The organism is Microbispora sp. CSR-4 (assembly GCF_008033685.1).
GTDB lineage: Bacteria > Actinomycetota > Actinomycetes > Streptosporangiales > Streptosporangiaceae > Microbispora.
The window spans coordinates 22,682-49,388 of sequence record NZ_VJVX01000006.1 but is presented as its reverse complement, the minus strand read 5'-3'; the positions used below and the strand labels follow the sequence as shown (position 1 = coordinate 49,388).

Here is a 26,707-nt window from a genome sequence, read left to right as displayed (position 1 = left end):
GACCGGGGTTATCGGCGCGGAGGGTCGATGCGGTTGCCGTCCATCGTGAACAGCATGAGCCGGGAGACGTCGACGGCGACCCGGCCGGCGTCGCCCGCGCGCCACACGGGCCGGTTGCCGAGCCGGACGATCAGGTCCGCGCGGCGGTGCGTGCCCGACTGCGAGAGCGGCGGCGGCTCCTCTTCCTCCCCCGCGGCCGAGCCGTTCAGCAGGCGGCGCATCATCGACCGGGCCTTGCCGCCGCCCGCCGCGCCGTTGAGCTGGCGGCGGTCCGGAGGCTCCGGCACGTTGACGGCCGGGATCCCGGCCTCCAGGTAGGCGAGCCACTCGTGACCGTGATACTCCAGCGTCCTGACCCGGCCGAAGAAGGTCGGGCCCTCCGTACGCTCCGGCACCGGCACCAGCCCGTCCGGCCGGATCCCCACGATGATCTGCATGCCCGTGTGCTGCGACACCGCGTACGCCCGTGGATCGGTCCAGGGCATCGTGATCTGGTGAGGGCCGAAGTCGAGCATGATGAACTGGTTCTGCGGGGTGCGCACGGTCGCCGCGAGCAGGTTGAGCTGCTGGGAGTTGAGGAACGCGGCGGTGAACGCGGTCGCGGGGTCGTTGTAGACCTGCGCCGGCGTGCCGATGTCCTGCAGCACGCCGCGGTTCATGATGGCGATGCGGTCGGCCAGGGTGAGGGCCTCGACCTGGTCGTGCGTGACGTAGATGGTGGTGACGCCGAGCGAGCGCACCAGCGACGAGATCTCCATGCGCAGCTCGGTGCGCATGCCGGCGTCCAGGTTGGACAACGGCTCGTCCATCAGGAACAGCGAGGGCTGGCGCACGATGGCGCGGCCCATCGCCACGCGCTGGCGCTGGCCACCGGACAGCGTGCCCGGCCGCCGGTCGAGCGTCTCGTCGATGTGCAGCGCCCGCGACAGCTCGACGACCCGCTGCTTGACCATCGTGGGGTCCGCCTTGGCGATCTCCAGCGGGAACGACAGGTTGCCCCGCACCGTCCGGTGGGGATACAGCGCGCCGTTCTGGAAGACCATCGCGACGTCCCGGTCCCGGGGCGCGAGGTTGTTGGCGAGCTGTCCGCCCAGCCACAGGTCACCGGAGGTGATCTCCTCCAGCCCCGCGATCATGCGGAGCAGCGTGGACTTACCGCAACCTGACGGTCCCAGCAGGACGAGGAGCTCGCCCTCGTCCGCGCGCAGGTTCATGCGGTCGACCGCGAGGTACCCCCCCGGGTAGATCTTCGTCACGTTGTCGAGGACGACGGTGCTCATGCGCGCTCGTTCCTCCCGGGCAGGCACGCCCGGATCCCCAGCCTTCGGTGTGAATGATGAGGTAGTACATCGCGTCACGGGCACTCGTGTCCATACGTGTCGTGAAAGATCCGGCATCTACACGCAACTTCTCGTTACATGTGACTTTCTCATTGCTAAAGATGGCTGTCAGGGTCGCGTTGTGACCTCCTTGCGGCCCTCTTCGGCGCGTCAAATGTAACGAAATTGCTGAAAGTTTCTGCAACGTCTTTCATTCCTGCTCGCACCCCTGTTACGTTCCGCTCAAATCCCCCTGAGCAAGGAGTGCGACTCACATGAGGCGAGTCCTCACGTCCGCGGCGGTGGCCGCGGCGCTCGCTTTGGCGGTCACCGCCTGTGGCGACGGTTCCGGCGACACCGGAACGGCCCCGGCCAAGAGCGCCGCCCCCGCCGAGGTGTCCGGAACGGTCACCTGGTGGGACACCTCGGACGCCACGACCGAGGCCCCGGTCTTCCAGGAGATCATCAAGGACTTCGAGGCGAAATACCCGAAGATCAAGGTCAACTACGTCAACGTGCCGTTCGCGAACGCGCGGGACAAGTTCAAGACCGCCGCGCAGTCCGGGGCGGGCGCGCCGGACGTGCTGCGCACCGACGTGGGCTGGGTCGCGGAGTTCGCGTCGCTGGGCTACCTCGCGCCGCTCGACGGCACCCCGGCAGTCGACAAGCCCGAGGAGTTCCTGCCGGTCCCGGCGGCGAGCGGCAGGTTCGACGGCAAGACGTACGGCGTGCCGCAGGTGACGGACACCCTCGGCCTCCTGTACAACAAGGAACTACTGAAGAAGGCGGGCTACGACCAGCCTCCGGCGACGATGGCCGACCTCAAGAAGGTGGCGCTCGACGTCAAGTCGAAGACCGGAGCGGGCGGCCTCGCCCTCAACGTGGACGCCTACTTCCTGCTTCCGTTCATCTATGGCGAGGGCGGCGACTTCGTCGACGTCCAGAACAAGAAGATCACGATCTCGTCTCCGCAGAGCGTGGCGGGGGTGAAGATCGTCGAAGACCTGATCACGTCCGGCGCCGCCGTCAAGCCCGCGCTGCAGGACAGCTACACGAACGCAGAGACCGCGTTCAAGGACGGCAAGGTCGCGATGATCTTCAACGGCCCGTGGTCCAACGCGGACAACCTCGGTGGCAAGGTGTTCAAGGACAATCCGGACAACTTCGGCGTCGCCCCGGTTCCGGCCGGCTCGGTGAAGGCGGGCTCGCCGCTGGGCGGCCACGACTACACCGTGTACGCGGGCTCGAAGAACCTGGACGCGTCCTACCTGTTCGTCCAGTTCATGGCCAGCGCGGAGAGCCAGGCCAAGGTCGCCGGCAAGCTCGGCCTGCTGCCGACCCGCCAGCCCGCCTACAGCGCGCCCGAGGCGACGGCCAACCCCAAGATCGCCCAGTGGCAGAAGCCGATGGAGACGGCCGTCGAGCGTCCCTGGATCCCGGAGGCCGCCTCGCTGTTCCAGCCGCTGGTCGAGGGCTACCAGAAGCTCGCGGGCGGGCAGACGACGACCGAGCCCATGCTCACGGACGTCGCCACCGCCTACCAGGGCATCCTCAAGGGCTGGAGCCTGTAGGCGATGACGGCTGACGTCGTCGCGACGAGAAGGGCCGCGCCCCGTCCGGGGGCGCGGCGCCTTCTGTCGCGCCACTGGTACGCCTGGGCGATGACCGCGCCGGTCGTCATAGTGACGCTGGTGCTCGTCGGCTACCCCCTCGTGCGAGGCGTGTACCTGTCGCTCACCGACGCGACCGAGGGCAACATGGGCCGCACGATCGGGATGAACGTCATCCCGTCCACCTACGAGTTCGTGGGCCTGAAGAACTACACCGACATCCTCACGTCCGCGGAGTTCCTCGGCCGGCTCACCTGGACGATCGTGTGGACCGTCGTCTGCGTCGCCCTGCACGTGAGCATCGGCCTGGGCCTGGCGCTGCTGCTGAACCGGCCCATGCGGCTGCGGTCGCTCTACCGGATCCTGCTCGTGCTGCCCTGGGCCGTGCCGGCCTTCGTGTCCGCGTTCATCTGGCGCTACCTGCTGAACGGCGAGTTCGGCGTGGTCAACGCCATGCTGCGGGCCGCGGGGTTCGCCGGCGTCAGCTGGCTCGACGACCCGTTCTGGGCCAAGGTCTCGGTGATCGCCTGCAACGTGTGGCTGGGCGTGCCGTTCATGATGCTCGCGCTGCTGGGCGGCCTGCAGGCCATCCCGCGCGAGCTGTACGAGGCCGCCGAGGTGGACGGCGCCACGCCGTGGCAGCGCTTCCGCCACATCACGCTGCCGGGCCTGCGCCCGGTGTCGAGCACGGTCGTGCTGCTCGGCACGATCTGGACCTTCAACCAGTTCCCGGTCATCTTCCTGCTGACCAGGGGAGGACCGGGCGGAGCCACGGAGATCCTCGTGACGTACGCCTACCGCCAGGCCTTCGAGGGCATCAGGAACTACTCGGGCTCCGCGGCCTGGGGCATGGTGATCCTCGCGCTGCTCGTCGTCATGGCCACGGTCTACCGGCGCGCGCTCAGGCAGCAGGGGGAGGCATGGTGAGCCGGGCCGCTCCCGCCGCCGCGTGGAGCCGCGACAGGCGCAGCCCCGGCAGGTCGATCGCCCTGCATCTCACGCTGATCGCGGCGAGCATCGTGTCGGTGTTCCCGGTCGCGTGGCTGGTGCTGACCTCGCTCAAGCCGCGGACGGTCATCGAGACCGCCTCGGTCGCGCCGATCGACCACCCCACGCTCGCCAACTACACGCAGGTCCTCGGGGAGACCCGGTTCCTCACCTGGGCCGCCAACTCCGTGATCGTGTCGCTGACCACGGCGGTGCTCGGCGTGCTGCTGTCGGCCACGACCGGCTACGCGGTCAGCCGTTTCCGCTTCCCCGGCTTCCGCTCGGTGATGTGGATGCTCCTGATCACGCAGATGTTCCCCGTGGCCATCCTGATCGTGCCGATCTACAACCTGATGGCCGGGCTCGGGCTGATCAACCAGTTCCCGTCGCTCGTCATCGCCTACCTCACCTCCACCGTGCCGTTCTGCGCGTGGATGATGAAGGGCTACTTCGACACCGTCCCCGTGACGATCGACGAGGCCGGCCGGGTCGACGGCCTGACCCCCTTCGGCACGTTCTGGCGGCTCATCCTGCCGCTGGCCAAGCCCGGCCTCGCCGTGGCCGCGTTCTACTCGTTCATCACCGCCTGGGCGGAGGTCGCGTACGCGACCGCGTTCATGACGGGTGACGACAAGTACACGCTCGCGGTCGGCCTGAGCCAGTTCGTCGGCCAGCACAAGGCGGAGTGGGGCCTGCTGACGGCCTCGTCGGTGCTGATCGCGATCCCGGCGGCCGTCGTCTTCCTGCTCGTCCAGCGCCACCTCGTGACCGGCCTGACGGCCGGCGCGACGAAGGCGTGACCCTATATGAGAATCGGGGGATCCCAATGACCGAACTCGCCGTCCAGCCGTCCGCGGTCTCGACGCGGTGGTGGCGCGACGCGGTGATCTACCAGGTGTACGTCCGCAGCTTCGCGGACGGCAACGGTGACGGGATCGGCGACCTGCTCGGCGTGCGCAGCCGCCTGCGCTACCTGTCCGACCTCGGCGTGGACGCGATCTGGCTGACGCCGTTCTATCCCTCGCCGATGGCCGACTTCGGATACGACGTGGCCGACTATCGCGACGTCGATCCGCTCTTCGGCGCGCTCGCGGACGCCCAGGCGCTGATCGCCGACGCCCACCGGCTGGGCCTGCGGATCATCGTGGACGTGGTGCCCAACCACACCTCCGACCGCCACCCCTGGTTCGAGGCCGCGCTGAAGGCCGGGCCGGGCAGCCCGGAGCGGGAGCGCTACATCTTCCGGGAGGGCAAGGGCGCGTCCGGCGAGCTGCCGCCCAACGACTGGGAGTCGATCTTCGGCGGGCCCGCCTGGACCCGCGTCGAGGACGGCCAGTGGTATCTGCACCTGTTCGCGCCCGAGCAGCCGGACCTCAACTGGGAGCACCCGGAGGTGCACGAGGAGTTCGCCGACGTGCTGCGGTTCTGGCTCGACCTCGGCGTGGACGGCTTCCGCATCGACGTGGCGCACGGCATGGTCAAGGCGCCGGGCCTGCCCGACGTGGGCGCCCGGGGCCAGGCCGAGATGATCGGCGCGCAGGTCGTGCCGTTCTTCGACCAGGACGGCGTGCACGAGATCCACCGGGCCTGGCGCCGCATCCTCGACTCCTACGAGGGCGAGCGGATCGGGGTGGCCGAGGCGTGGGCGCCCACCCCCGAGCGGCTGGCCAACTATGTCCGCCCCGACGAGCTGCACCAGGCGTTCAACTTCCACTTCCTCAAGACGCCCTGGGACGCGGCGCTCTTCAAGGAGGTCATCGACGAGTCCGTGCGCACGGCGGCACTGGTGGGCGCGCCCTCGACCTGGGTCCTGTCCAACCACGACGTCAAGCGGCACGTCACCCGCTACGGCGGCGGCGAGCGCGGCCTGCGCAGGGCGCGGGCGGCGGCGCTGCTCATGCTGGCGCTGCCCGGCTCCGCCTACATCTACCAGGGCGAGGAGCTGGGGCTGCCCGAGGTGCTCGACCTGCCCGAGCAGTCCCTCCAGGATCCGCAGCGGCTGCGCGACCCCGACAGCGGGCGCGACGGCTGCCGGGTGCCGCTCCCGTGGACCGCCGCAGGCGAGCCGCCGTACGGCTTCACCCCGCCGGGCGTCTACGAGAGCTGGCTGCCGATGCCGGCCGACTGGCGCGACCTGTCGGTGGAGGCGCAGCTGCGCGACGGCGCGTCGATGCTCAGCCTCTATCGGGCCGCCCTCGCCCTCCGGCGGGAGCACCCGGAGCTGGGCGACGGCACGCTGACGTGGCTCGACAGCCCGCCCGGCACGCTCGCGTTCCGGCGCGGCGACTCGTTCGCCTGCGTGATCAACATGACGCGGGAGTGGGTGGAGACGGAGGCGCCCGGCGACCTGCTGCTGGCCAGCGGAGGGCCCGAGACGTCCGGCGAAAACGTGCGGCTCGCTCCCGACTCGGCCACCTGGTGGACCGCGAGGAATGTCTAAAGTAATGCTCATGAACAACACACGGCTCGCCGACATCGCCGCCCAGGCCGGAGTCAGCGAGGCGACGGTGAGCCGTGTGCTCAACGGCAAGGCGGGGGTCTCCCCGGCCACCCGCCAGGCCGTGCTCACCGCCCTCGACCTGATGGGCTACGAGCGGCCCCAGCGGTTGCGCCAGCGCAGCAACGGCCTGATCGGCCTGGTGATCCCGGAGCTCGGCAACCCGATCTTCCCGGCGTTCGCCCAGGCGATGGAGAAGTCGCTGATCCAGCACGGCTTCACGCCGATCCTGTGCACCCAGGAGCCCGGCGGAGCCCCCGAGGACGAGTTCACCGAGATGCTCCTCGACCGGGGCGTGTCCGGCATCGTCTTCGTCTCCGGCCTGCACGCCGACACCACCGCCAGGATGGACCGCTACAACCGGCTCACCGACCGCGGGCTGCCGATCGTGCTCGTGGACGGCTACAACGAGGCCATCCCCGCGCCGTTCATCTCACCCGACGACCGGCTCGCCGCGCGCCTGGCCGTACAGCACCTGGTGGACCTCGGGCACGAGCGCATCGGCCTCGCGCTGGGACAGCGGCGCTTCGTCCCGGTCATCCGCAAGATCGAGGGCTTCCGCCAGGCGATGGCGCAGCTGCTCGGCCTGGCCGACGTCGACGACCTCATCCAGCACTCGCTGTTCTCCGTGGAGGGCGGGCAGGCCGCCGCCTCGGCGCTGCTCGACCGGCGCTGCTCGACCGGGGCTGCACCGGCATCTTCTGCGCGAGCGACCTCATGGCGCTCGGCGCGATCCGCGCCGCCCGCGAGCGCGGGCTGTCGGTGCCCGGCGACGTGTCGGTCGTCGGGTTCGACGACTCGCCGCTGATGGCGTTCACCGACCCGCCGCTCACGACCGTGCGCAAGCCGATCGTCGCGATGGCGGCCGCCGCCGTCGAGACCCTGCTCGAGGAGATCGGCGGCACTCCCGCCAAGCACGTCGAGCTGGTCTACCAGCCCGAGCTCGTGGTGCGCGGCTCCACCAGCTCGGGCCCGCTGGTCAACCGCTGAGCCCCTGCCGGGGTCTCGCCTTCCCCGGCCCGGCGGCCACGCGAGGTCGCCACGCCGGGCTCTCCCGACCTTCCGCGGAGCGTTGCCAATGACCGATCATCCCATCGACGTCCTGGTCGTGGGCGGCGCCGGCGTCGACACGACCGTCTACGTGCCCGAGCTGCCCCTGCCGTACGCCGACACCTACGCCGTGCCGCCCGTGGTGGACCGGATCGGCAACACCGGCGCGGGGGTCGCGCTCGGCTGCCACGCCCTCGGCCTGCGCGTGAAGTTCGTCGACCTCATCGGCGACGACCCGCAGGGCGCGCTGATCCGCGGCCACCTCGCCGCCCGTGGCGTGGACTTCGCCCACGCCCCGTCGGAGGCGGGCACCCGCCGCAGCGTCCTGCTCGTGGACCCCGGCGGCAGGCGCCTGTCGCTGTTCGACCCCAGGGCCGTACCCGGCCAGCGGATGCCGCGCGACCTCTACCTGCCCGCGCTCCGGTCGGCCCGGCACGTCCACGTCTCGATCGTGGACTTCGCCCGGCACGTCTACGCCGACATCCCCGACGGCACGACGGTCTCGACCGACCTGCACGACTGGGACGGGAAGAACCCGCATCACGAGGATTTCGCCTACTCCTCCGACGTGGTCTTCCTGTCGGCGGCCAGGCTCGGCGGGCGGCGCGAGGAGATCATGCGGGCGATCGCCGGGCGGGGCCGCGCGTCGGTGGTCGTGTGCACGGACGGGGCCGCGGGCTGCCACGTGCTGGCCGGAGGGCGGATCCGCGCCTTCCCGGCCGCGCCGCCTCCCGGTCCCGTGGCCGACAGCAACGGCGCCGGCGACGCGTTCGTGTCCGGCTTCCTGTACGGACGCCTGACCGGCCGGCCCCTGGAGGAGTGCGTACGGCTGGGCGCGGTGGCCGGGGCGCACGCGTGCACCGCGGAAGGCACGCACGAGGACCCGATCGGCCCCGACGCCCTGCTGCGCGCGCTGTCCTAAGGCTGCCCGTCAGGCTGCCCGTGAGGCTGTGCGCGGGGGTTGGTTATGGGGTGACGCCGGGCTCGCCACCGCAGGTGAGCGGTCGCGGGCCCGGCACCCATGGACGTGTCCGGGTCGCGGTCACGAGCATGGCCGCCGGCTCCGCCGAGGGAGGAAGGACGGACCGGCGAGCTTGAGGAGCCCCGGAAAGCGCCCGGGGGCGGGGCACTCGGGACCCGGCATGGCTGGGAGCGAACCCAGAGACCGGGGAGTGCTCGGGGCCCCGGCGCGGGTGGGAGCGCTCTGGAACCCGGAAGCGCTCAGGGACCCGGATCCGCTCAGGGGCGTAGCGCTCAAGGACGCAGCGCGGCGGCCTCGGACGCGAGCTTCTCGATCCTGGCGAAGTCGCCCGCCGCGACCAGGCTGCGCGGGGTGAGCCAGCTCCCGCCGACGCAGCCGACGTTCGGCAGGGCGAGGTAGGCCGGCGCGTTCGACGGGGTGATCCCACCCGTGGGACAGAACCGCACGTCGGGCAGCGGGCCGCCCAGCGACTTGAGATACGCGACGCCGCCGGCCGGCTCGGCCGGGAAGAACTTGAGCTCGCGCACACCGCGCTCGGCCAGCGTCATCGCCTCGGTGGCCGTGGCGACGCCCGGCAGGAACGGCACGCCCGAGGCGAGCATGGCCGCGAGCAGGCCGGGCGTGGTGCCGGGGGAGACGAGGAAGCGGGACCCGGCCTCGACCGCGGCCTCCACGTCCTCGGGCGAGCGCACGGTGCCCGCGCCGACCACGGCCTCCGGCACCTCGGCGGCGATCCGCCGGATGGCGTCGAGTGCGGCCGGGGTGCGCAGCGTGACCTCGATGACCGGCAGCCCGCCCGTGACCAGGGCCCGGGCGAGGGGGACGGCGCTGTCCGCGTCGTCCAGGACGACCACCGGGACGACCGGTGCGAGGTCGAGAAGGTTGCTCATACCAGCTCCACATCGGGATTTCGTTGGGCGAGCCAGGCGGCCGCACCCGTCAGCGCGGGCTGCTCGGCGGTGATCAGGACGGTGGCGATCGCGGCGGCGTACTCCGTCAGCGCCGGCGCGGTCGTCTCGAACCGGGCCCGGAACGCGCTGCCCGGGATCCGCGAGAGCAGGCGGGGCAGCACGCCGCCGCCCAGGGATACCCCGCCCCGCGCGGCGAAGGGGAGCGCCACGCCGCCGGCGAAGCTGCCGAGCATGGCGAGGAAGACCTCCACGGTCTCGGCGCACAGCGGGTCGTCCGAGGAGGTGATCTGCGCGGCCGTGCGGTCCTCGGGCGTGACGCCGCGCACGAGCGCGAGCCCGCGGTGCAGGCGCGGCAGCCCGGTGCCCGACAGCAGGTGCTCGGCGTCCACGTACGGCAGGCCGTCCGCGCGCACCGCCCGGACGATCTCCATCTCCAGGTCGGTGACGGCGGGAGCCGCGATGTGCCCGCCCTCGCCGGGCACCGGCTGCCACCCCTCCCGTACGGGCACGAGACCGGCCACCCCGAGCCCGGTGCCGGGCCCGAGCACGACCTTCGTCAGGCCGGCCGTCGGCGGCGGGCCGCCGAGCGGCACGAGGTCGTCCCCCGCCAGGTGCGGCAGCGAGATCGCCAGCGCCTCGAAGTCGTTGAGCAGCACCGTACGCGGGATGCCGAGCTCCTTGACGGACCCGGTCCATCCCGCGTTCGTCAGCCGGTATCGGTCGTCCTCGACCGGACCGGCGATCGCCAGGCACGCGGCCCCCGGCCGAACTCCGCCCGCATGGTCTGCGAGATAGGCGGCTACGGCATCGGCAAGGCCGAGATGCTGGGAAACGTCGAGTACGGCTACCGCCTCCGGCTGCCCTCCGGGCCGGGTCACCAAACCGAACCTGGCGTTGGTTCCGCCGACGTCCGCGACCAGCCAGGGAAGGCTCACGCGGCACCTCCGAAGACGCTCGCGCCGCGCTCGGCCGGGCCGACCGTGCGGCGGAACGAGGCGAACAGCTCGCGGCCGGTGCCGGCCCACTGCTCGTCGGTCAGCGGGGCGCCCTCCGGCGTACGACCGGTGAGGTCGGCGAGCACGGTGAGGGTGCCGGCGGCCGAGTCGAGGCGGATCACGTCGCCGTCGCGCAGCAGCGCGATCGGCCCGCCGTCGGCGGCCTCGGGAGACAGGTGGATCGCCGCGGGGACCTTCCCCGAGGCGCCGGACATGCGGCCGTCGGTGACGATGGCCACCTTCTGGCCGCGGTCGAGCAGGACGGCCAGCGGTGGGGTGAGCTTGTGCAGCTCGGGCATGCCGTTGGCCCGGGGGCCCTGATAGCGGACGACCGCGACGAAGTCCTGCCCGTCGAGCTCGCCCCGCTCGAACGCGGCGAGCAGGTCGAGCTGGTCGTCGAACACCTTGGCGGGGGCCTCGATCACCAGGTGCTCGGGCTTGACGGCGGAGACCTTGCTCACCGCCCGGCCCAGGTTGCCCGTCAGCATGTGGATGCCCCCGTCGGGGGAGAACGGCTCGGCGACCGGCCGAAGGACGTCGGTGTCGGTGCTGGGCTCGGTCCGCTCGTCCCACACCAGCGCGCCGTCCTTGAGCGTGGGAGCCGAGCGGTAGAGGCCGAGTCCGCGCCCGGCGACCGTGAGCACGTCCTCGTGGAGCAGCCCGGCGTCGAGCAGGTCGCCGATGAACACCGCCATGCCGCCCGCGGCCTGGAAGTGGTTCACGTCCGCCTGGCCGTTGGGGTACATGCGGGTGATCAGCGGCACGACCTTCGACAGGGCCGCCATGTCGTCCCAGGTCAGCTCGATGCCGGCGGCCGCGGCCATGGCGACCAGGTGCATCGTGTGGTTGGTGGAGCCGCCGGAGGCCAGCAGCGCGACGACCGCGTTGACGATCGCCTTCTCGTCCACGACCTCGGCGACGGGCGTGTACTCCGCGCCGTGCGGGGTGATCGCGACCGCCCGCCGGGCCGCCGCCGCGGTCAGCGCGCGCCGCAGCTCGGTGTGCGGGTTGACGAACGTCGCTCCCGGCAGGTGGAGGCCCATGACCTCCATGAGGAGCTGGTTGGAGTTGGCGGTGCCGTAGAACGTGCAGGTGCCGGGGGAGTGGTAGGACGAGGCCTCGGCGTCGAGCATCTCCAGTCGGCCGATCTTGCCTTCCGCGAAGGCCTGCCGCGCCCTGGCCTTGACCTTGTTGGGCAGGCCCGAGGTCATGGGCCCGGCGGGGACGAATATCGCCGGCAGGTGCCCGAAGCGTAAGGCGCCGATGAGCAGTCCCGGGACGATCTTGTCGCAGACCCCGAGCAGCAGGGACGCGTCGAACATGTCGTGCGACAGCGCGATCGCGGTCGCCATCGCGATCACGTCGCGGCTGTAGAGCGACAGCTCCATGCCGGCCCGGCCCTGGGTGACGCCGTCGCACATCGCGGGCACGCCGCCCGCCACCTGTGCCACGCCGCCCGCCTCGCGGACCGCCCGCTTCAGCTCCGGCGGGTAGGTCTCGTACGGCTGGTGCGCCGACAGCATGTCGTTGTACGAGGTCACGATGGCCACGCCCGGCTTCGCCGTACCACGCAGGCCGATCTTGTCCTCGGCAGGTGCGGCGGCGAAGCCGTGGGCCAGGTTGGCGCAGCCGAGCCGCCCCCGGGCCGGCCCCCGCTCACGCAGTTCGGCCCCGGCGCGGCGCACCCGCTCCAGGTAGGCCTCGCGGCTCTCGCGGCTGCGCGCGACCACGCGTTCGGTGACCTCGGTGATAACGGGGTGCGTCACGGAAGGTTCTCCTCCTGCCGGGGCCGCCGCGAGGCGGGGTCCAACTCGCCCCGGATCCTTCGTCCCGGGACGTGTGCCCGGCCTGACGTCCGGTCTTCGACCCGTTGATCGGGCACCAGGTGTCGATCGGGCACGGAAGGGACAGTATCGGGAAGTTATGCGACTTTTCAAGCCGACTTTTGTAACTTCGAATGAATAAGTCATTGAACTTAGGTGAGCTTCTGTGCTTCACTTACGCTCGATGTCACGTCTAGCCACGACCGGCGAGGTCCTCCAGCTCATCCGGAGCGGGGAGGCGGTGACGCGCGCCGACATCGGCCGTGTGACGGGCCTGTCCCGCCCGGCCGTCGCGCACCGCGTCAGCGACCTGCTGCAGCGCGGGTTGATCGTGGAGGACGCCGAGGGGCCGTCCACCGGCGGCCGCCCGCCCATGCGACTGCGCTTCGCCACCTCCGGGGGAGTCGTCCCGGTGGCCTCGCTCGGCGCCCGCCGTACGCAGATCGCGCTGTGCGACCTCGCGGGCGAGGTGCTGCACCGCACCGACCTGGACATCGACGTCGAGGAGGGGCCGGGCGTCGTCCTGCCCCTGCTCATGGACACCTGGGAAAAGCTGCTCGACGGGCGCGACGACGTCGTCGGCATCGGCCTGGGCGTGCCTGCGACCGTGGAGTTCGCCGCCGGCCGGGTCGAGAGCGCCCGCGTGATGGCGAGCTGGACCGGCGTGGTGATCCCGCCGATCATCGCCGAGCGGTTCGACGTGCCGGTGCTCGTGGACAACGACGTGAACGTCATCGCGATGGGCGAGCACCGGGTCGTCTACGCCTCGGAGCTCGACGACCTGCTGTTCGTGAAGGTCTCCACCCGCATCGGCGCCGGAGTCATCTCCGGCGGCGGCATCCTGCGCGGCGCGCTCGGCGCGGCCGGGGAGATCGGGCACATCCCCGTGCGGGACGGCGGCGGAGTGCTGTGCCGCTGCGGCAACCTCGACTGCGTCGACTCGGTCGCCAGCGGCACCGCCATCCTGCGCGACCTGCGGGCGAAGGGCCGCGACGTGATGTCGCTCGCCGACGTGACCGCCCTGGTCCGGGCAGGCGACGCGGAGACCATGGCCGTGGTGCGGCAGGCAGGCCGCTGGCTGGGCGAGGTCATCTCCGGTGCGGTCAACCTGCTCAACCCCGCCGTCGTGGTCCTCGGCGGCGACGTCGCCGAGATGTTCCAGCCGCTCGTGTCGGGCGTGCGCGAGGTCGTCTACCGGCGCTCGACCCAGCTCGCCACCCGCAGCCTGCGCATCGAGCGCAGCCGCCTCGGGCCCGGCGCCGGCATCACCGGCTGTGCCCTCATGGTGCTCGACCACGTCCTGTCGGCCCAGGCCGTCGACGCCGCCGCCCGCTGAAGTCCGCCGTCTGGCAGAGCGGCGTTGTCGGGCGGAGTGACGCTGTTGGGCGGAGTGCGCCGGCGAACACACGGCCTTCGTCGCGGCGCCCGTGAGCGGCTCGCCTGACAGGAGGCCGGACGGAACCCTGCCGCGAAGCCGCACATCACAGGATCACGCGGTTCGCGGGGTGCGCAAGGAGTGCCACGTGTTGGCCGGGCGGGCGTGATGCTCAGGGCGGGATGCTCAGGGCGGGATGCTCAGGGCGGGATGCTCAGGGCATGGTGCCCGGGGAATGCCCGGCGAATGGCCGGTGGACGCCCTGGTTCGCCACGCGAGCAGCCAGGAGAGTGGAGCCATGACCGGTGCATGCACGCCGACGCGCGGCGGGGAGCGCCGCTGTTTCCCCACTCCGGCGTCGCCGACGTGAAGGTCCGCACGAGGCGGTCCTCCGGAGACGGTACGGCGCTCCGCGGACCGCTGACAGCCGCGACGACCGGCGCCGGTCACGCCTGACGGATGCGATCGGAAGGACGACATCATGACCGTGCGCTCCTTGACGAAGACGACCATCGGACTGGGCGCGGCGTTCGCGCTGATGGCGGGGGCCATCGCGAGCGCAACCCCAGCCAATGCGCAGGTGCGGGGGGAGGTGCGGCGGGCAGTGGGGGTGCAGGGGGATGCGGGGGTGCACGCGGAGGTGGGGGTGCAGGGGGAGGTGGGGGTGCAGGGGGAGGTGGGGGTGCGGGGGGAGGTGCAGACGCAGGCGAGGGCGGAGCCTGCCACGGCCGGGTTCGCGCCCGCCGTGAGCTGCTCGATCTCGCTGCCTCCGTCGGGCTCCTTCCTGGAGGCCACCTACTCCCAGCCCAACGCGTGCGGGAAGTGCGTGGCCGCGGGCAGCGCATATGAGGCGACCGGGAACTACCGCGCCTACTGCCGGAACCTCCGTGACGGCGGCACCGTCGTCGCGGTCCAGCTCTGGCTCTTCTGCGTGGTCTGCAGAAGCGGTGAGCCGCTTGTCAGCCGTGCCGTGATGGCCTGAGACCGCCACCCGCGGCGCGCTTCCCCGGTGACGTTCGGGAAGCGCGCCGCGGGTCGTCACGTCGGCACCGGCCGCAGGTGTCCGGGTGACCGGAACTGGGGTGACCGGCATGGGCTCGGTGATCAGTGCCAGGCGTCCAGACGCGACCGCCACCGGGGCGACCGGCAGCGGCACGCGGATCCGACCCGCACGGAGGTGGCCTCACTGTCTTGCCGGACCGGTTCGCGGCACGCGGCCGCGGCGAGCAGGGCCCGCTCCCGCCCGTCCAGGCCCAGCGCCTCGGCTAGCCGCCGAAGCGACGCGCTGCGGGGCCGCCCCACGGCGTCGCCCTCGATCCTGCCGATGGTGCGGACGTTGACGCCCGCCCGGTCGGCGAGCTGCTCCTGGGTCAGCAGCGCGCGCTCCCGCCAGGCCCGGATGAGCGCCCCTAGGCTTCGAGGCTCCTTTTCACGTATGGGTGTCGTCCGTTTCATGGCTCGACTCTCCCGGCGGCCCGAGCATGCGCCAAGGACGGCTGCGGCGGCAGGTCCGGAATCTTGGACTGTCCGTCCGTCACCCCGCCCCCGCCACGGCGAGGCGGGCACGCGACGCGGTCAGAGGCGGGGACGCGATGTGGTCAGAGGCGGGGACGCGACGCGGTCACGGGCGGAGAGCCGCCAGGTCGACGTGCCGCAGGCGGCCCGGATCGTCGATCATCTCGATCGCGGTGATCTTGTCGTGATCGAAGGTGAAGGCCAGCGCCCCGATGAGGCGTCCCTGCGGGACGATCGCGAGGCCAACGGCGCCGTCCACCAATGCGGGCCGTACGAACCGGGCGGCACGCGAGAAGGTGAGCGCATGGGCGCCCACGGCTCGCGCACCCCGCACCGGCTCCGCGTCGCCGTCCCTGAGCAGGACATCGGGATCGAGCACGGCGAGCAGCCCGTCGAAATCACCATGCCGCAGCGCGGTGAGGAAGGCGTCCACGACCCGCCGCTGCCGGGCGATGTCCACCTGCCGGGGCGGGGTCGCGCCCACGACCCGTCTGCGGGCCCGGCTGGCGAGCTGACGGGCGGCGGCGGGGGACCTTCCCACGATGTCGGCGATCTCGCCGAAGGGCACGGCGAAGACGTCGTGCAGGACGAAAGCGAGCCGTTCGGCGGGGGCGAGACCGTCGAGCACGACCATCAGCGCGGGACCGATCGAGTCGGCCAGCAGGGCCTCGGCTTCGGGATCTCCCGCGTCGTGGGCTTCGGCGGCGGGCTCGGCGGTGACGTCGGGAAGGGGTTCCTCACGGCGGTTGCGGCGCGCGCGGAGCATGTTCAGGCACTCCCGGGCGACGACGGTGGTCAGCCAGCCCGCGAGGTTGGCCACGCCGGCGGTGTCGGCGCCGCTGAGCCGCAGCCACGCGTTCTGCACCGCGTCGTCCGCCTCCGCGTGCGAGCCCAGCATCCGGTAGGCGACCGCCCGCAGGTGGGGCCGCTGCTCCTCGAAGCGTACGGCCAGCCCGTCTTCGTCCATCGGTCACATCCTTCCGCCGCCGGGGTTCATGGCGATGAACCCGGACCCCGCTCGGATGTGACAAGGAGCATCTCATGGCAACGATTTCGAGCAGCACCAGGAACTGGGCACGCGTGCGCGCGGCCGGCTACTGGACGTCCACCGTGGCGGTGACGGCCGAACTGGCGATCGGCGGCGTCTGGGACATCGCGCGGATTCCGTACGTCAGCGACCTGGTGACGCACCTGGGCTATCCGTCCTACTTCCTGGTGCTGCTGGGCACCTGGAAGGTGCTCGGGGCGATCGCCCTGCTCGTCCCGCGTTGCGCGCTGGTCAAGGAGTGGGCCTACGCGGGCGTCTTCTTCACCTACACCGGGGCCGTGGTCTCCCACCTGACCACCGGGTACGCCGTGGGCGAGGTGTGGGTGCTCTCCATGCTGACCGCGCTCACCGCGGTGTCCTGGGCGCTGAGGCCCTTCGGCCGCCGCACCGGCGGTCTCGCTGAGCGGTGACGGTGTGCCGCGTCGGGCGTCTTGCCGTGCGGTGACAGGGTGCCGCGTCGGCCGTCTCGCCGTGCGGCGAGAGCGTGCCGCGCCGGCCGTCTTGCCGTGCGGTGACAGGGTGCCGCGTCGGCCGTCTTGCCGTGCGGTGACAGGGTGCCGCGTCGGCCGTCTCGCCGTGCGGCGAGAGCGTGCCGCGCCGGCCGTCTTGCCGTGCGGTGACAGGGTGCCGCGTCGGCCGTCTTGCCGTGCGGTGACAGGGTGCCGCGTCGGCCGTCTCGCCGTGCGATGAGAGCCTGCCGCGTCGGCCGTCTTGCCCCGTGGTGAGACGGTCGGCGGCGGCGTGGCCGGTTCGAACGCCGTCAATAGGAGCGCCAAGGCCGGGTAACGGAAATGTCCCCGGGGGGCACTAGGCTCTGTGCCGATCTTTCAGTGCCTCCCAGGAGTTCTTCGTGCGTGAACGTGTCCGCCGTCTGATCGAGTCGCCGCGGTTCCAGCAGGTGATCACGGTGGTGATCCTCTTCAACGCGGCCACGCTGGGCGTCGAGACCTCGGCCGAGGCGACCGCCCAATACGGCACGGAACTGCATGTCGCCGACCACGTCGCCCTGTACATCTTCGTGGCGGAGATCCTCGCCAAGATCTACGTCTACCGGTGGCGGTTCCTCCGCGACGCCTGGAACGTCTTCGACCTGCTGATCATCGGCTTCTCGTTCCTCCCCACGGCCGGGGGCCTGTCGGTGCTGCGGGCGCTACGCGTCCTGCGGGCACTGCGGCTCATCTCGGTCGTGCCGTCGCTGCGGCGGGTGGTCTCCGCGCTGCTCACCGCCATCCCCGGCATGAGCTCGATCGTCGTGCTGCTCGGCCTCATCCTGTACGTCGCCGGCGTCATGGGCACCAAGCTGTACGGCGCCGCCGCGCCCGAGTATTTCGGCGACCTGCCCACGTCGCTGTACACGCTGTTCCAGGTCATGACGGGCGACGGCTGGTCGGAGATCAACCGCCAGCTGATGGAGAGCCACCCCTCGTCGTGGATCTACTTCGTCATCTTCGTGCTGGTCTGCACCTTCGTCGTGCTGAACCTCTTCATCGCGGTCGTGGTGAGCGCGATGGAAGAGGAGGCCAGGGACACGGACGACCGCTCGACGCTGGCCGAGCTGTCGGCCCTGCGCGAGGAGATCAGGAGCCTGCGTGAGAGCCTCGGCGAACGGGTGCCCTCCTGATATCCCCGTGCCCTCCTGACATCCAGGGCCGCCAGCCGATGATCATCGCTTGCTAGACTCCGCCCATGCGGCTTCCGACGGACGCTGAGATCCGCGCACTGCACGCGAGACACGCGCCGACGGAGGAGGCGTTCGACCTCGTCTACACGCACTGCGAGATCGTCTGCGCTATCGCCTTGCAACTGGCCGACCGCGCCGACCGCGCCGGGCTCGACGTCGACGCCGACGTGGTGCGGGCCGGAAGCCTCCTGCACGACGTCGGCGTCTACCTGCTCTACGACGAGGACGGGCGGCTCGACCACGCCGGTTACGTACGCCACGGAGTCCTCGGCCACGAGCTGCTCCGCAAGGAGGGCTTCCCCGAGAGGCTGTGCCGGTTCTGCTCCCACCACACGGGCGTGGGGATCAGCCGGGACGACGTGCTGCGACAGGGCCTGCCGCTGCCTCCCCGCGACTACCTCGCGGAGTCGGCCGAGGAACGGCTTGTGATGTTCGCGGACAAGTTCCACAGCAAGACCGACCCGCCGAGGTTCGTCACCGCGGACACCTACGCGGCCCATGTGCGCCGCTATGGCGACGACAAGGCCGAGGCGTTCGCGTCGATGTGCGCCGCCTTCGGTGTCCCCGACCTGCGGCCGCTCGCGGCCGCGTACGGGCACGAGATCGTGTGACCGCGACCGGCAGGGGCCGTGGGCCACCGGATTCGTCCGCAGTGCTCCGGCCTTCAGTCCGGTAGAGGTGCCGCGCACGCGGCACGGGCTGGAGCCCGGCCTTCAGGCCGGCGAGCGCGTCACGGGGTCAGGACGATCCTGCCGAACACCTCTCCGGCGTCCATCTTCCGGTGCGCCAGCACGGCCTGCTCCAGCGGCAGCACCTCGTGCACCACGGCGTGCAGCGCGTCGCGCCCCGCGGCGGCGAACTGCTCGATCCGTACGGCACGCCGGTCGGAGGCGGCAACGGTGTCGGCGCTGAAGGTGGCGAAGGACAGCGACTTCCGGAACGCGGCCATCATCGTCGTGCCGAAGTCCGCCGGAGGCTGCCCTCCGACCACGCCGACGACCACCAGCCGGCCGTTCGGGTTGAGCCTGTCGAGGAAGGAGGGCAGGTCCGGACCGGCTACGACGTCGATGACGATGTCGTAGCCCGTAGGAGCGCCCTCGCCGCCCTCACCGGAGCGGTCCAGCACGTGGGTCGCGCCGAGCTTGCGCAGCCGCTCGCCGCGCTCGGCCGACGAGGTGGTGACCGCCACCGCACCGGCGCCGCCGCGAGCCGCGAGCTGTACGGCCAGGATCCCTATGCTGCCCGCCGCGCCGCGCACCAGCACCGACTCTCCGGGGGCGAAGTGGGCGTGGGCGAGGGCGAAGTGGGCCACCACACCGGAGCTGCCGAGCGTCACCGCGTCGACGGCGGACAGGTCCGCGGGAAGGGGGACGATCTCCTCGACCGGGGCGACCGCCTGCTCGACGTAGCCGCCGCCCACGCCGGTGGACGCCCACACCCGCTGGCCGATCCATGAGGTGTCGACGTCGTCGCCGACGGCGATCACGGTGCCCGCCACCTCGCCGCCGGGGATGTGGCCTTCCGTGAAACCGTAGGCGGCCAGAGCGCCGCTTCGGATCACGGCGTCCACGCCGCCGACGCCGATCGCCTCCGTGGCGATCAGCACCTGCCCGGCGCCCGGAACCGGGGCGGGGAGGTCGATGACGGCCAGACCTTCGGGAACTCCGAACGCCTTGATCGCGACTGCCTTCACTGTTGTCTCCGTGTTTGGGGATCGATCGGTCCGGGGCGGCTCAGTGCGCTTGCGGGCCGTCCCGGGGAAGCGCGGAGCTTCCACGCCTCGGACGCTAACGAACTCCGCCGTCCCGGCGGCCGAAGTGAGAACGGTGCGCGACCACTTGACTCGGATCCCGCGTCGCGACGCTCCAACGGTCCGCGAACGCATGCGCGAGCACCCGGCGAGCAGCATGCAAGAACGGTTGAGGGTGCGGCCCACGCTCTCGCCACCAGGCGGTGCTCGGATCCCGCGTTCCGACGCTCCGGATGGTCGTGAACGCATGCTCAAGCACGTGGCGAGCAGCACGCGGGAACGGTTGAGGGTGCGGCCTACGCTCTCGCCACCAGCCGGTCGATCTGGACGTCGAGCGGAGGCGCGCCGAGGCGGTTGTCGACCTCCTCGTACGGCACGGCGGGCGGCTCGTCGACGCGGATGGCGCGCAGATATTCGGCGAAGTTCTCCAGCTTCTGCCCGTCCCTGGCGAGGCCTCGGCGGAGAAGCCGCTCACGCAGCGTCGGGCCGTCGGAGCGGATCCAGATCAGGTGTACGTCCGGCCCGCCCAGCGCCTCCACCCACGCGTGCCAGAGCGCCGCGTCGTGCACCTGGGAGGTGAAGGGCCCGCCGAGCATCACCGGGCACCCGTGGGAGCGGATCTCCCTGGCCGTCGCCGTCATGCCGGCGTACTCATGCCGTTTGACGTGCTCGTCATACCACGGCCCCTCACGCTCGCCCGTGGGCCTGCCGTACGCCGCGAGTGTGGCCTCGACGAAGGCGCCGTACATCGTGTCCTTGTCGAGCAGGGCGGGCACGGGGTCGAGACGGGCCAGCAGCAGCTCGCAGACGGTCGACTTGCCCGCGCCCGGCGGACCGGACACCACCCAGACGGGAGCGGTCATCGCGGCGGCCCGTAGGGCTCGATGGGCGGATCGGAGTAGGGCCCGCCGTCCGCCGCCCCGCCGTCCACAGCCCCGCCGTCCGCCGCCCCGCCGTCCACAGCCCCGCCGTCCGCCGCCCCGCCGTCCACAGCCCCGGCGTCCGAGTCGCCGACCCGCCGGCCGGCCTCCTCCGTCACCCGCAGGACGTACAGGTCCTTGCGGGGATCGACCGGCACCAGGCCGTAGCCGGTGTCGCCCTCGTCCTCGGCGAGGCCGAGTCGCCGCATCGCGGTCTCCAGCGTCGCGGGCGCGGTGAGCCGGACGGTGATGAGCACCTCGGCCACCGGCCCCGCCTCCCTCTGCTGGACGTCTCGTCACCGGACGGCGCGGCGGCCCCAGGCCGCTTTCGTCGCACACCGCTTCCGCGGCCCGCATGACTCAGGCCGTTTTCGCGGCGCCGCGTTGTTCAGCCCGCTTCCACGGCGCTGTGTCTGCAGACCGCCTTGGCGGCGCTGCGTTGTTCAGGCCGCCTTCGCGGCGCTGCGTTGTTCAGGCCGCCTTCGCGGCGCTGCGTTGTTCAGGCCGCCTTCGCGGCTCGGCGGCGCAGCGCGGCGATGATGCCGGCGGCGTCCACCACGCCGTACCCGTAGTCGTGGTCATACCCTACGGCACTGCGATCATCGGCCGTCCGGCGGAGCAGCGTACGGAGCTGGGCGGGCGACAGCACCGTGGCAGGCCAGCGGGAGCGTACGGCGGCGACCAGCCCGGCCGCGACAGGGCAGGCGGCCGAGGTGCCCGAGTCGGGCTCGTCGTCGCCGAGCGCACCAGACCCGGCGAAGTGCGTGTAGGCGCAGAAGTCCGGCTTGCGCTTGGTCAGCCGGCCGGGGCCCTGCGAGGAGTAGCCGACCCGCATCCCCGCCGTGTCGACCCCGCCGATCGAGAGCACGCTGGGGTGGGAGTTGGCCCCGACGATGGGCCGGTCGGGGAAAGCGCACCTGCTGTCGCGGCACTGCGTCCCGCAGTTGCCCGCGGCGAACAGGATGTCCGCCCCCGCTTCGGCCAGGCTGCCGACGATGAGGTTGAACGGATGGGCCGCGTTGTCCGAGTAGTTGCCGGGGTGTCCGGGCGGGAAGTCCCAGCGCGGAGAGAACGACCCCCAGCTGTTGGTCACCACGAGCGCCCGCGACTCGGCGGGCTGGGCGTCGAGTACCTCGCGCAGGTGCGCGTACGCGGCGATGGCGTCGGACAGCAGGCCGTCGAGCGTCGAGCCGCCCTGCCGCCGCGACAGCAGCACGGGCACGTCCACCAGCGACGCCTTGGGCGCGGCGATGAGCGCGTCGAAGGCGCACATCGAGCCGTGGTCGACCGCGAAGTCCCCCGGGGTCCCGGAGACGCCCTCGGGGCTCCAGCTCCGTTCGTGATCCACCGTCACGTCCTGCCCGCGGGCGGCCTTGACGTACGCCGCGTTGATGCCGGTGTCGACGACCGCGAGGCTGACGCCGGAGCCGTCCAGCCCCTCGGCCGTCAGGTCGGGCACGCGCAACAGCCGTTCGACGTCGTGCCAGTCACCCACGGCCGGGTCGCCCCCGCAGGTGAGCGAGGTCTCGATCACCGGGTCGGCGTACACCGCGACCACGTCGCGGCGGGTCGCGGGCAGGGGGGCGACCCTGCTGGTGACCTCGTCGTCGGCGATCTCCCCGCGGACCACGACCGAGGCGTCCTGAGGCGCCATGGAGAAGACCAGCGGCTGGTTGAGCGACAGCGGGTCGCCGCCGGGGGATGCGGGCATCGGGCGAGGCACGGCCACCGGGGCGTACGAGTGGTCGAGGACCACCCCGGGCAGGCCGTCGGCCACGTCCGACGCCGCCGCGGGGACCGACGGGTCGGCGACGGCGGCGACCAGGTCGGGGGACGGACGCAACTGGATGAGTACGCGCACGACGAGTCCACTCCGTTACTGTGCGGATCGTGACTGGGTGGATGCGTTACGTGACAACCATGCTGCATCGGGAAGGCGGCGTCCACGCCTTCCCGTAAAAACGGCCTGGTGTCGCCCGGTGGGGACTCCTGGCCGGAAGCCCCGGTCTGAAAGCCCCGCTCAGCAGCACTCCGTCCGGCAGCACTCCGTCCGGCAGCACTCCGTCCGGCAGCGCTCCGTCCGGCAGCTTCGGCCGAAAGCGCCGGCCCGGCAGCCCGCGCCCGAAGGCCTCCGGCCGGGCAGCCTCGGCTCGGCGGCCCTCGGCCGGAAGCCTCCGTCCGATGCCTCCGCTAGGCGGTTCTCGCGGCGGTAGGTTCGCGGTTCTCGCTCAGCCGCGCCGTCTCAGAAGCCGCAGAGCTCCGAGAGGTTCTTGGCCGCCTTGTCGTTCGTGGTGGGCGTCGCGCGGGGGCTCGCCCCGGCGACCACCGGCGTACGGGAAGGGGACGGGCTCGGCGACGCGGACGGGGAGTGCGAGCCGGAGGGAGTGGCGGACGCCGCCGATCCGGCGGACGTCATCGGCGAGGCGGTGGCCGCGACGGTGCCCCGCTCGGCCATCGACTCCCGGATCGCGTCCCGGGTCAGCTTCCTGATCTTGACCCAGTCCGGGTTGCCGGTATAGATGAGCGGCGGCACGAACTGAAGGCTGGTGATCTTGGCGTTGCGCACCTTCATGCCGAGCGGGACGAGGTGCTCCAGCAGGTCGCGGGGGATGTCGGTGCGGAACAGATGCCGAGCAGCCGAGGCGATCTTGTTGAAGTTCGCGAGCACCGTGGCCGGGGTGACCTGCTGGGCGAGCGCACCGATGACGCAGCGCTGGCGGGCCATGCGGGAGAAGTCGTCGCTGTCCACCCGCGAGCGGCCATACCAGAGCACCTCCTCGCCGTTGAGCGTCCGGTAGCCGGCCTTGATGGTGCCGGCGGTGCCGAACTTGCCGCCCCACTTGATGTCCTGCTGGACCCGGATCTTGAGCCCTCCGACCGCGTCGATCAGGGCCGCGAAGCCGTACATGTCGACCATCGCGTAGTAGTCGATGTGCAGACCGAGGGTGTAGCCGATCGCGTCCTTCAGCGCCTGCGCGCCCCTGTTCTTGCCGCCCATGATCTGGGGGTTGTTGTCGGCGTAGTACCAGACGGAGTTGAGCAGGCCCTGCCCTTCGGCGTTGAAGCCGTTCGGGAACACCTTGTGAAGGGGGCTGCTCGCGGGGAAGCGGACGTACTGGAGGTTGCGCGGCAGGCTGAACAGGACGGTGTTGCCGGTGGCGATGTTCACGCTGGCCACGGTCATCGAGTCGGTGCGCACCCCGATCCGGTTGCCCGCCGCGTCGCCGCCGATCAGCAGGAAGTTCACGCGGGTGCGGCCGTTCCACGGGTCCTCGGCACGTACGGGGACGGGGGTCGAGCCCTCCGCCGGAGCCGTGACGTCGTCGAGTAACTGGCTGGCCGTTCTGATCGTGTTCGCGGTGAAGGCGAACGGGGCCATCACGGCCACGCACAGGACGCCCGCGACGACGCCCGACACCACCTGGCCGGTCTGCGTCAGGCGCTGTGGCCGCAGGGCGACGAACGACAGGAGCACGAGAGCGAACCAGGCGAGCGCGCACACGGCGGCTCCGGCCATGACGGCGGTCATCGTGCTGCCGCGCAGCGCGACCCCCGCGTTGTCCTTCAGGCGCAGGACCAGGATCACCAGGGCGACCAGCACGACGCCGAACGTCGCCAGCAGCGCGATCCCGGTGCGGCGGTTGCCCGCCCGCAGATGGGCCGCTCCGGGCAGGACTGCCGACAGCGCCGTCCAGCCGATCAGGGAGGCGGTCGTCAGCGGAGGGCCGAAACGCGGCTGTCCGCCGCGCGGGGCCGTCGTGGGCGGCGCGCCCGGGGGCGGCATGCCGTCCTCGCTCCGGCCATGCCGGCCCGTGTCTCCACCGGCCCGACCTGCGTCTCCTGGCCGGCTCGCGTCTCCTGGTCGGCTCGCGCCAGGCTGCCCGGGACTCGCGCCGGGGTGACCACTGGGCGGCCCGGCGTCTGCGCCCGGCTGGCCCGGGTCGCCACTGTGCTGACCGGGGTACCCACCAGACTGGCCGACATCTGCGCCGAGCGGACCGGCGTGCCCACCGGGTGGGCCTGCATGGCCGCCGGGCTGGCCGGGCTTCCCGTACGGGCCTGGGTTCTCGCCGGGCGGACCTGCGTGCCCGCTGTGCTGGCCGGGGCTCGCGCCAGGCTGGCCGGGGTGCCCACCACCGGGCTGACCTGGGTCTCCGCCGTACTGACCTGGCCGCTGACCTTCCCTGGGCCCTCCGGCCTCGTCAGCGGGACCCCCGCCTCGCATGGTTCACCGCTCTCTCTTCCGAAGCTGTGGCTAGGGATTCTAACCCCCATATCCGGACAAGGTAGACGCAAACTGTGGCGTTGATCACGACACCGAGCTGGAGCCGACTACCCAGGTGTTGCACTGGTATGCCTTCGGGCGGGTGTAGCCCTGACGGAACCAGGCCGCGTTGCTGCGCGTGTTCCCGTGGTCGCGAGGCCCTCCCGGCGGGTCGCCCAGGTGGCTGTAGGCCCACAGGAGCGTGTTGCGCTTGGTGGTGTCGATCGGATACGAGGCGGCGACCGACTGCATGAACATGCCGCCGAAACACGTCGCCTGCAGTTCGTGCCGGCGGCTCAGGGCCATCTTGCCGCTCTGGGAGCTGGAGTCGAGCGTCTGCTGCCACCAGGAGTCGGAGATGCCCGTGAGGTTCTGGATGTGGTGCCCGTACTCGTGGGCCATCATGCTGATGATGATCCCGTTCCACGAGCCGAGCGGGCCGTACTCCCTCGCCATGGCCGAGGTGGAGGCGTAGATCGTGCTGTTGCTCGGGCAGTAGTACGGCACGTTGCTGCCGGGGGAGGGATAGTCGCCGCACGCGCCCCTGCCCTTGCGCGCCGCGATCATGTAGTGCGGCGGGCTCCAGTCGAACCCCACCCGCTCCAGTGCCGGCCCCCACGCCTTGCCCATGCACGTGCCGGTCTTGAGGATCAGCGCCTTGAACTGGGAGTGGTTGTAGATGCTCGCGTTCCCCGCCCGGCAGTTCGTCGTCGCCAGCGACCCGGCCCGATAGAGGCTGTTGTTCTTCGTCGTGCGGTTGAGCACGGGCTTCGGCCGCGTCGTGGGCTGAGAGGTCGGCTTCGACGTCGGCTTCGAGGTGGGCTGCTCGGACGGTTCCGTGCTCGTGGTGGCGTCGTCCGTGGGGAACGGCGAGAAGGTGAAGCTCGGGATCGCGACCGGCGAGACCGTCTCGGTGTGGTGCGTGAGGCCGGTCAGCGCGCCCACGACCACGATGAGCACGAAGACCAGCGCCAGCACGCCCATGAGCGCGCCGATGACCGCCCCTCCGCCGGACTTGCGGCGGGGTGGCCGCCAGGCGGGCGGCGGATAGGGGGCGCCGGGCCCGTGCGGGGGAGGCGGAGGCTGCGGAGCCCACCCCGGCCCCTGGGGCGGCGCCGGCTGCTGCGCCGGTGGCGGTGGCACCTGGAACGGCGTGCCCTGTGGTGCTGCCAGGGGTGCCGGCTGGGGCATCGGCTGCGGAGGTGCCTGGGGCGGCGCTTGGGGCGGTGCGGCCTGGAACGGCGCCGCTTGGAACTGCATGCCCTGCGCAGGGCCGGGGGACGCCGTGCTCCCCATCGATCCCGGGAAGTCCTGCGGATATCCGGGCCCGCCCGGCGCGTACGCCTGGCCTCCCTGGTGGCCCGCCGCCCCGTTCGGCGCGTACGGTGCGCCGGGTTGCGGGGCCGCCGGGGCAGTGGGGGACGGCGAGGGTGCGTAGGGCTGCCCGTAGGGCCCGGCGTACGACTGGGCCGGCGGTTGCGCAGAGGGGTGCGCGGGGGCTTGCACAGAGGGCTGCACAGAGGGCTGCGCAGAAGGTTGCACAGGCGGCTGCGCGAAGGACTGCGCGGGAGGCTGCGCGTGCGCTCCGGCACCCGCCGCATCCGGCCACCCCGAAGCCTGTGGCTGAGGCTGTGCGCCGCCCTGGAACTGCGCCCCACCCGGAGAGTGTGCGCCGCCCTGGAACTGCGCCCCACCTGAAAACTGCGCCCCGCTGTGGAACGGTGCCTCACCCTGGAACGGCGTCCCTCCCTGGGGGCCGGACTGGTAGGGCGTCGCGCCGGGATAAGGGGTGCCCTGCCCGTGGGCGCCGCCTTGCGCGTCCGCCCCGGCCTGAGCTCCCGGGCCGTAGGGCGGTGTGCCCTGCCCGTAGGCGCCGCCCTGCGCCTCCGCCCCCGCCTGAACTCCTGGGCCGTACGGTGGCGCGGCCTGCGAATAAGGGCTGCCACCGTTCGGTCCGGGATACGGAACCCCGCCCTGCGG

General features: G+C 71.8%; 23 protein-coding genes and 2 pseudogenes. 13 read left to right on the top strand and 12 right to left on the bottom strand.

Translation table 11 applies throughout. The features are described 5' to 3' along the window. Positions 1–8 precede the first annotated feature (8 nt). Positions 9–1,280: an ABC transporter ATP-binding protein gene (locus tag FLV34_RS07995; protein WP_147942752.1), complete on the bottom strand. Its 1,272-nt coding sequence runs from the start codon at positions 1,278–1,280 to the stop codon at positions 9–11. 314 nt (positions 1,281–1,594) lie between these two features. Between FLV34_RS07995 and FLV34_RS07990 the strand changes: the two genes are divergently transcribed. The 7 genes and pseudogenes from FLV34_RS07990 to FLV34_RS07965 all read left to right on the top strand — a co-directional run bounded on the left by FLV34_RS07990 (position 1,595) and on the right by FLV34_RS07965 (position 8,385). Further along, positions 1,595–2,890 (top strand): extracellular solute-binding protein, encoded by a 1,296-nt coding sequence (locus FLV34_RS07990; protein WP_142648332.1) that lies wholly within the window; start codon positions 1,595–1,597, stop codon positions 2,888–2,890. Positions 2,891–2,893: 3 nt separating this feature from the next. Next, positions 2,894–3,856 (top strand): carbohydrate ABC transporter permease, encoded by a 963-nt coding sequence (locus FLV34_RS07985; RefSeq protein WP_142648333.1) that lies wholly within the window; start codon positions 2,894–2,896, stop codon positions 3,854–3,856. After that, the gene (locus FLV34_RS07980) at positions 3,850–4,716 is read left to right on the top strand and encodes a sugar ABC transporter permease (protein ID WP_142648334.1); all 867 of its coding nucleotides are present in this window, start codon (positions 3,850–3,852) and stop codon (positions 4,714–4,716) included. The genes FLV34_RS07985 and FLV34_RS07980 overlap by 7 nt, the downstream gene beginning before the upstream one ends. A 26-nt stretch (positions 4,717–4,742) precedes the next feature. Beyond that, positions 4,743–6,356, top strand: coding sequence for a glycoside hydrolase family 13 protein (locus FLV34_RS07975; protein WP_147942751.1), 1,614 nt, complete (start codon positions 4,743–4,745; stop codon positions 6,354–6,356). Next, positions 6,349–7,023 (top strand): annotated as a pseudogene (locus FLV34_RS43360) (LacI family DNA-binding transcriptional regulator); the annotation flags it as partial. The gene FLV34_RS07975 and the pseudogene FLV34_RS43360, both read left to right, overlap by 8 nt. Then, positions 7,008–7,403 (top strand): annotated as a pseudogene (locus FLV34_RS43355) (substrate-binding domain-containing protein); the annotation flags it as partial. The pseudogenes FLV34_RS43360 and FLV34_RS43355, both read left to right, overlap by 16 nt. Positions 7,404–7,491: 88 nt before the next feature. Next, on the top strand, positions 7,492–8,385 hold the full coding sequence (locus tag FLV34_RS07965; protein ID WP_142648337.1) for a carbohydrate kinase family protein: 894 nt from the start codon (positions 7,492–7,494) through the stop codon (positions 8,383–8,385). A 332-nt stretch (positions 8,386–8,717) separates the two neighbouring features. Here FLV34_RS07965 and eda read toward each other — a convergent pair whose 3' ends face one another. Genes eda through edd form a run of 3 tightly spaced genes read right to left on the bottom strand, consistent with a single transcriptional unit; the run spans position 8,718 to position 12,117 of the window. Then, complete coding sequence (gene eda, locus FLV34_RS07960) at positions 8,718–9,335, bottom strand: bifunctional 4-hydroxy-2-oxoglutarate aldolase/2-dehydro-3-deoxy-phosphogluconate aldolase (protein WP_147942750.1); 618 nt, start codon at positions 9,333–9,335, stop codon at positions 8,718–8,720. Beyond that, complete coding sequence (locus FLV34_RS07955) at positions 9,332–10,291, bottom strand: glucokinase (RefSeq protein ID WP_147942749.1); 960 nt, start codon at positions 10,289–10,291, stop codon at positions 9,332–9,334. Before FLV34_RS07955 ends, eda begins: the two co-directional genes overlap by 4 nt. After that, positions 10,288–12,117, bottom strand: a complete 1,830-nt coding sequence (gene edd / locus FLV34_RS07950) for a phosphogluconate dehydratase (protein ID WP_142648340.1) — start codon at positions 12,115–12,117, stop codon at positions 10,288–10,290. Before edd ends, FLV34_RS07955 begins: the two co-directional genes overlap by 4 nt. Positions 12,118–12,358: 241 nt before the next feature. On the opposite strand from edd, the gene FLV34_RS07945 reads away from it, so the two are divergent. Both FLV34_RS07945 and FLV34_RS40280 read left to right on the top strand, forming a co-directional pair. Continuing rightward, a complete protein-coding gene (locus FLV34_RS07945) occupies positions 12,359–13,510 on the top strand; it encodes an ROK family transcriptional regulator (RefSeq protein WP_142648341.1) in 1,152 nt (383 codons plus the stop codon). Positions 13,511–14,030: 520 nt separating this feature from the next. Then, positions 14,031–14,531: a hypothetical protein gene (locus FLV34_RS40280; RefSeq protein WP_187280568.1), complete on the top strand. Its 501-nt coding sequence runs from the start codon at positions 14,031–14,033 to the stop codon at positions 14,529–14,531. Between the two features lie 122 nt (positions 14,532–14,653). Here FLV34_RS40280 and FLV34_RS07935 read toward each other — a convergent pair whose 3' ends face one another. Then, positions 14,654–15,004 carry a helix-turn-helix domain-containing protein gene (locus FLV34_RS07935; RefSeq protein ID WP_147942748.1) on the bottom strand — a complete coding sequence of 117 codons (351 nt, stop codon included), beginning with the start codon at positions 15,002–15,004 and terminating at the stop codon, positions 14,654–14,656. Positions 15,005–15,170: 166 nt separating this feature from the next. Beyond that, complete coding sequence (locus FLV34_RS07930) at positions 15,171–16,031, bottom strand: sigma-70 family RNA polymerase sigma factor (RefSeq protein ID WP_147942747.1); 861 nt, start codon at positions 16,029–16,031, stop codon at positions 15,171–15,173. 74 nt (positions 16,032–16,105) lie between these two features. Here FLV34_RS07930 and FLV34_RS07925 point away from each other — a divergent pair, with 74 nt between their 5' ends. The 3 genes from FLV34_RS07925 (at position 16,106) to FLV34_RS07915 (ending at position 18,404) form a co-directional block, all read left to right on the top strand. Continuing rightward, a complete protein-coding gene (locus tag FLV34_RS07925) occupies positions 16,106–16,522 on the top strand; it encodes a DoxX family protein (protein ID WP_205830359.1) in 417 nt (138 codons plus the stop codon). Between the two features lie 440 nt (positions 16,523–16,962). Then, complete coding sequence (locus FLV34_RS07920; RefSeq protein ID WP_142648344.1) at positions 16,963–17,733, top strand: ion transporter; 771 nt, start codon at positions 16,963–16,965, stop codon at positions 17,731–17,733. A 65-nt stretch (positions 17,734–17,798) separates the two neighbouring features. Continuing rightward, on the top strand, positions 17,799–18,404 hold the full coding sequence (locus tag FLV34_RS07915; RefSeq protein WP_147942746.1) for an HD domain-containing protein: 606 nt from the start codon (positions 17,799–17,801) through the stop codon (positions 18,402–18,404). Positions 18,405–18,523: 119 nt separating this feature from the next. Here the strand turns inward: FLV34_RS07915 and FLV34_RS07910 are convergent, their stop codons facing one another. From FLV34_RS07910 to FLV34_RS07890, 5 genes are all read right to left on the bottom strand, one after another. Next, complete coding sequence (locus tag FLV34_RS07910) at positions 18,524–19,486, bottom strand: zinc-binding dehydrogenase (protein WP_147942745.1); 963 nt, start codon at positions 19,484–19,486, stop codon at positions 18,524–18,526. A gap of 353 nt (positions 19,487–19,839) precedes the next feature. Then, positions 19,840–20,406, bottom strand: coding sequence for an AAA family ATPase (locus FLV34_RS07905; RefSeq protein ID WP_147942744.1), 567 nt, complete (start codon positions 20,404–20,406; stop codon positions 19,840–19,842). After that, positions 20,403–20,729 (bottom strand): hypothetical protein, encoded by a 327-nt coding sequence (locus tag FLV34_RS07900; protein WP_147942743.1) that lies wholly within the window; start codon positions 20,727–20,729, stop codon positions 20,403–20,405. The genes FLV34_RS07905 and FLV34_RS07900 overlap by 4 nt, the downstream gene beginning before the upstream one ends. A gap of 233 nt (positions 20,730–20,962) precedes the next feature. Further along, on the bottom strand, positions 20,963–22,324 hold the full coding sequence (locus tag FLV34_RS07895; RefSeq protein ID WP_147942742.1) for a S8 family serine peptidase: 1,362 nt from the start codon (positions 22,322–22,324) through the stop codon (positions 20,963–20,965). A 381-nt stretch (positions 22,325–22,705) separates the two neighbouring features. Then, positions 22,706–24,247, bottom strand: coding sequence for an LCP family protein (locus tag FLV34_RS07890; protein WP_147942741.1), 1,542 nt, complete (start codon positions 24,245–24,247; stop codon positions 22,706–22,708). Positions 24,248–24,361: 114 nt separating this feature from the next. Between FLV34_RS07890 and FLV34_RS07885 the strand changes: the two genes are divergently transcribed. After that, positions 24,362–24,772, top strand: a complete 411-nt coding sequence (locus FLV34_RS07885) for a hypothetical protein (RefSeq protein ID WP_147942740.1) — start codon at positions 24,362–24,364, stop codon at positions 24,770–24,772. Here FLV34_RS07885 and FLV34_RS07880 read toward each other — a convergent pair whose 3' ends face one another. Continuing rightward, the gene (locus FLV34_RS07880; RefSeq protein ID WP_147942739.1) at positions 24,773–25,918 is read right to left on the bottom strand and encodes a neutral zinc metallopeptidase; all 1,146 of its coding nucleotides are present in this window, start codon (positions 25,916–25,918) and stop codon (positions 24,773–24,775) included. Positions 25,919–26,707: the final 789 nt, after the last annotated feature.

Excerpts from the sequence above, each read along its gene's own strand:
- FLV34_RS07890 (WP_147942741.1), bottom strand. The coding sequence starts at position 24,247 with ATGCCGCCCCCGGGCGCGCCGCCCACGACGGCCCCGCGCGGCGGACAG.
- FLV34_RS07880 (WP_147942739.1), bottom strand. The coding sequence starts at position 25,918 with ATGCCCCAGCCGGCACCCCTGGCAGCACCACAGGGCACGCCGTTCCAG.
- eda (WP_147942750.1), bottom strand. The coding sequence starts at position 9,335 with ATGAGCAACCTTCTCGACCTCGCACCGGTCGTCCCGGTGGTCGTCCTG.
- FLV34_RS07925 (WP_205830359.1), top strand. The coding sequence starts at position 16,106 with ATGGCAACGATTTCGAGCAGCACCAGGAACTGGGCACGCGTGCGCGCG.
- FLV34_RS07990 (WP_142648332.1), top strand. The coding sequence starts at position 1,595 with ATGAGGCGAGTCCTCACGTCCGCGGCGGTGGCCGCGGCGCTCGCTTTG.
- FLV34_RS40280 (WP_187280568.1), top strand. The coding sequence starts at position 14,031 with ATGACCGTGCGCTCCTTGACGAAGACGACCATCGGACTGGGCGCGGCG.
- FLV34_RS07935 (WP_147942748.1), bottom strand. The coding sequence starts at position 15,004 with ATGAAACGGACGACACCCATACGTGAAAAGGAGCCTCGAAGCCTAGGG.
- FLV34_RS07905 (WP_147942744.1), bottom strand. The coding sequence starts at position 20,406 with ATGACCGCTCCCGTCTGGGTGGTGTCCGGTCCGCCGGGCGCGGGCAAG.
- FLV34_RS07965 (WP_142648337.1), top strand. The coding sequence starts at position 7,492 with ATGACCGATCATCCCATCGACGTCCTGGTCGTGGGCGGCGCCGGCGTC.
- FLV34_RS07975 (WP_147942751.1), top strand. The coding sequence starts at position 4,743 with ATGACCGAACTCGCCGTCCAGCCGTCCGCGGTCTCGACGCGGTGGTGG.
- FLV34_RS07945 (WP_142648341.1), top strand. The coding sequence starts at position 12,359 with ATGTCACGTCTAGCCACGACCGGCGAGGTCCTCCAGCTCATCCGGAGC.
- FLV34_RS07985 (WP_142648333.1), top strand. The coding sequence starts at position 2,894 with ATGACGGCTGACGTCGTCGCGACGAGAAGGGCCGCGCCCCGTCCGGGG.
- FLV34_RS07915 (WP_147942746.1), top strand. The coding sequence starts at position 17,799 with ATGCGGCTTCCGACGGACGCTGAGATCCGCGCACTGCACGCGAGACAC.
- FLV34_RS07980 (WP_142648334.1), top strand. The coding sequence starts at position 3,850 with ATGGTGAGCCGGGCCGCTCCCGCCGCCGCGTGGAGCCGCGACAGGCGC.
- FLV34_RS07995 (WP_147942752.1), bottom strand. The coding sequence starts at position 1,280 with ATGAGCACCGTCGTCCTCGACAACGTGACGAAGATCTACCCGGGGGGG.
- FLV34_RS07930 (WP_147942747.1), bottom strand. The coding sequence starts at position 16,031 with ATGGACGAAGACGGGCTGGCCGTACGCTTCGAGGAGCAGCGGCCCCAC.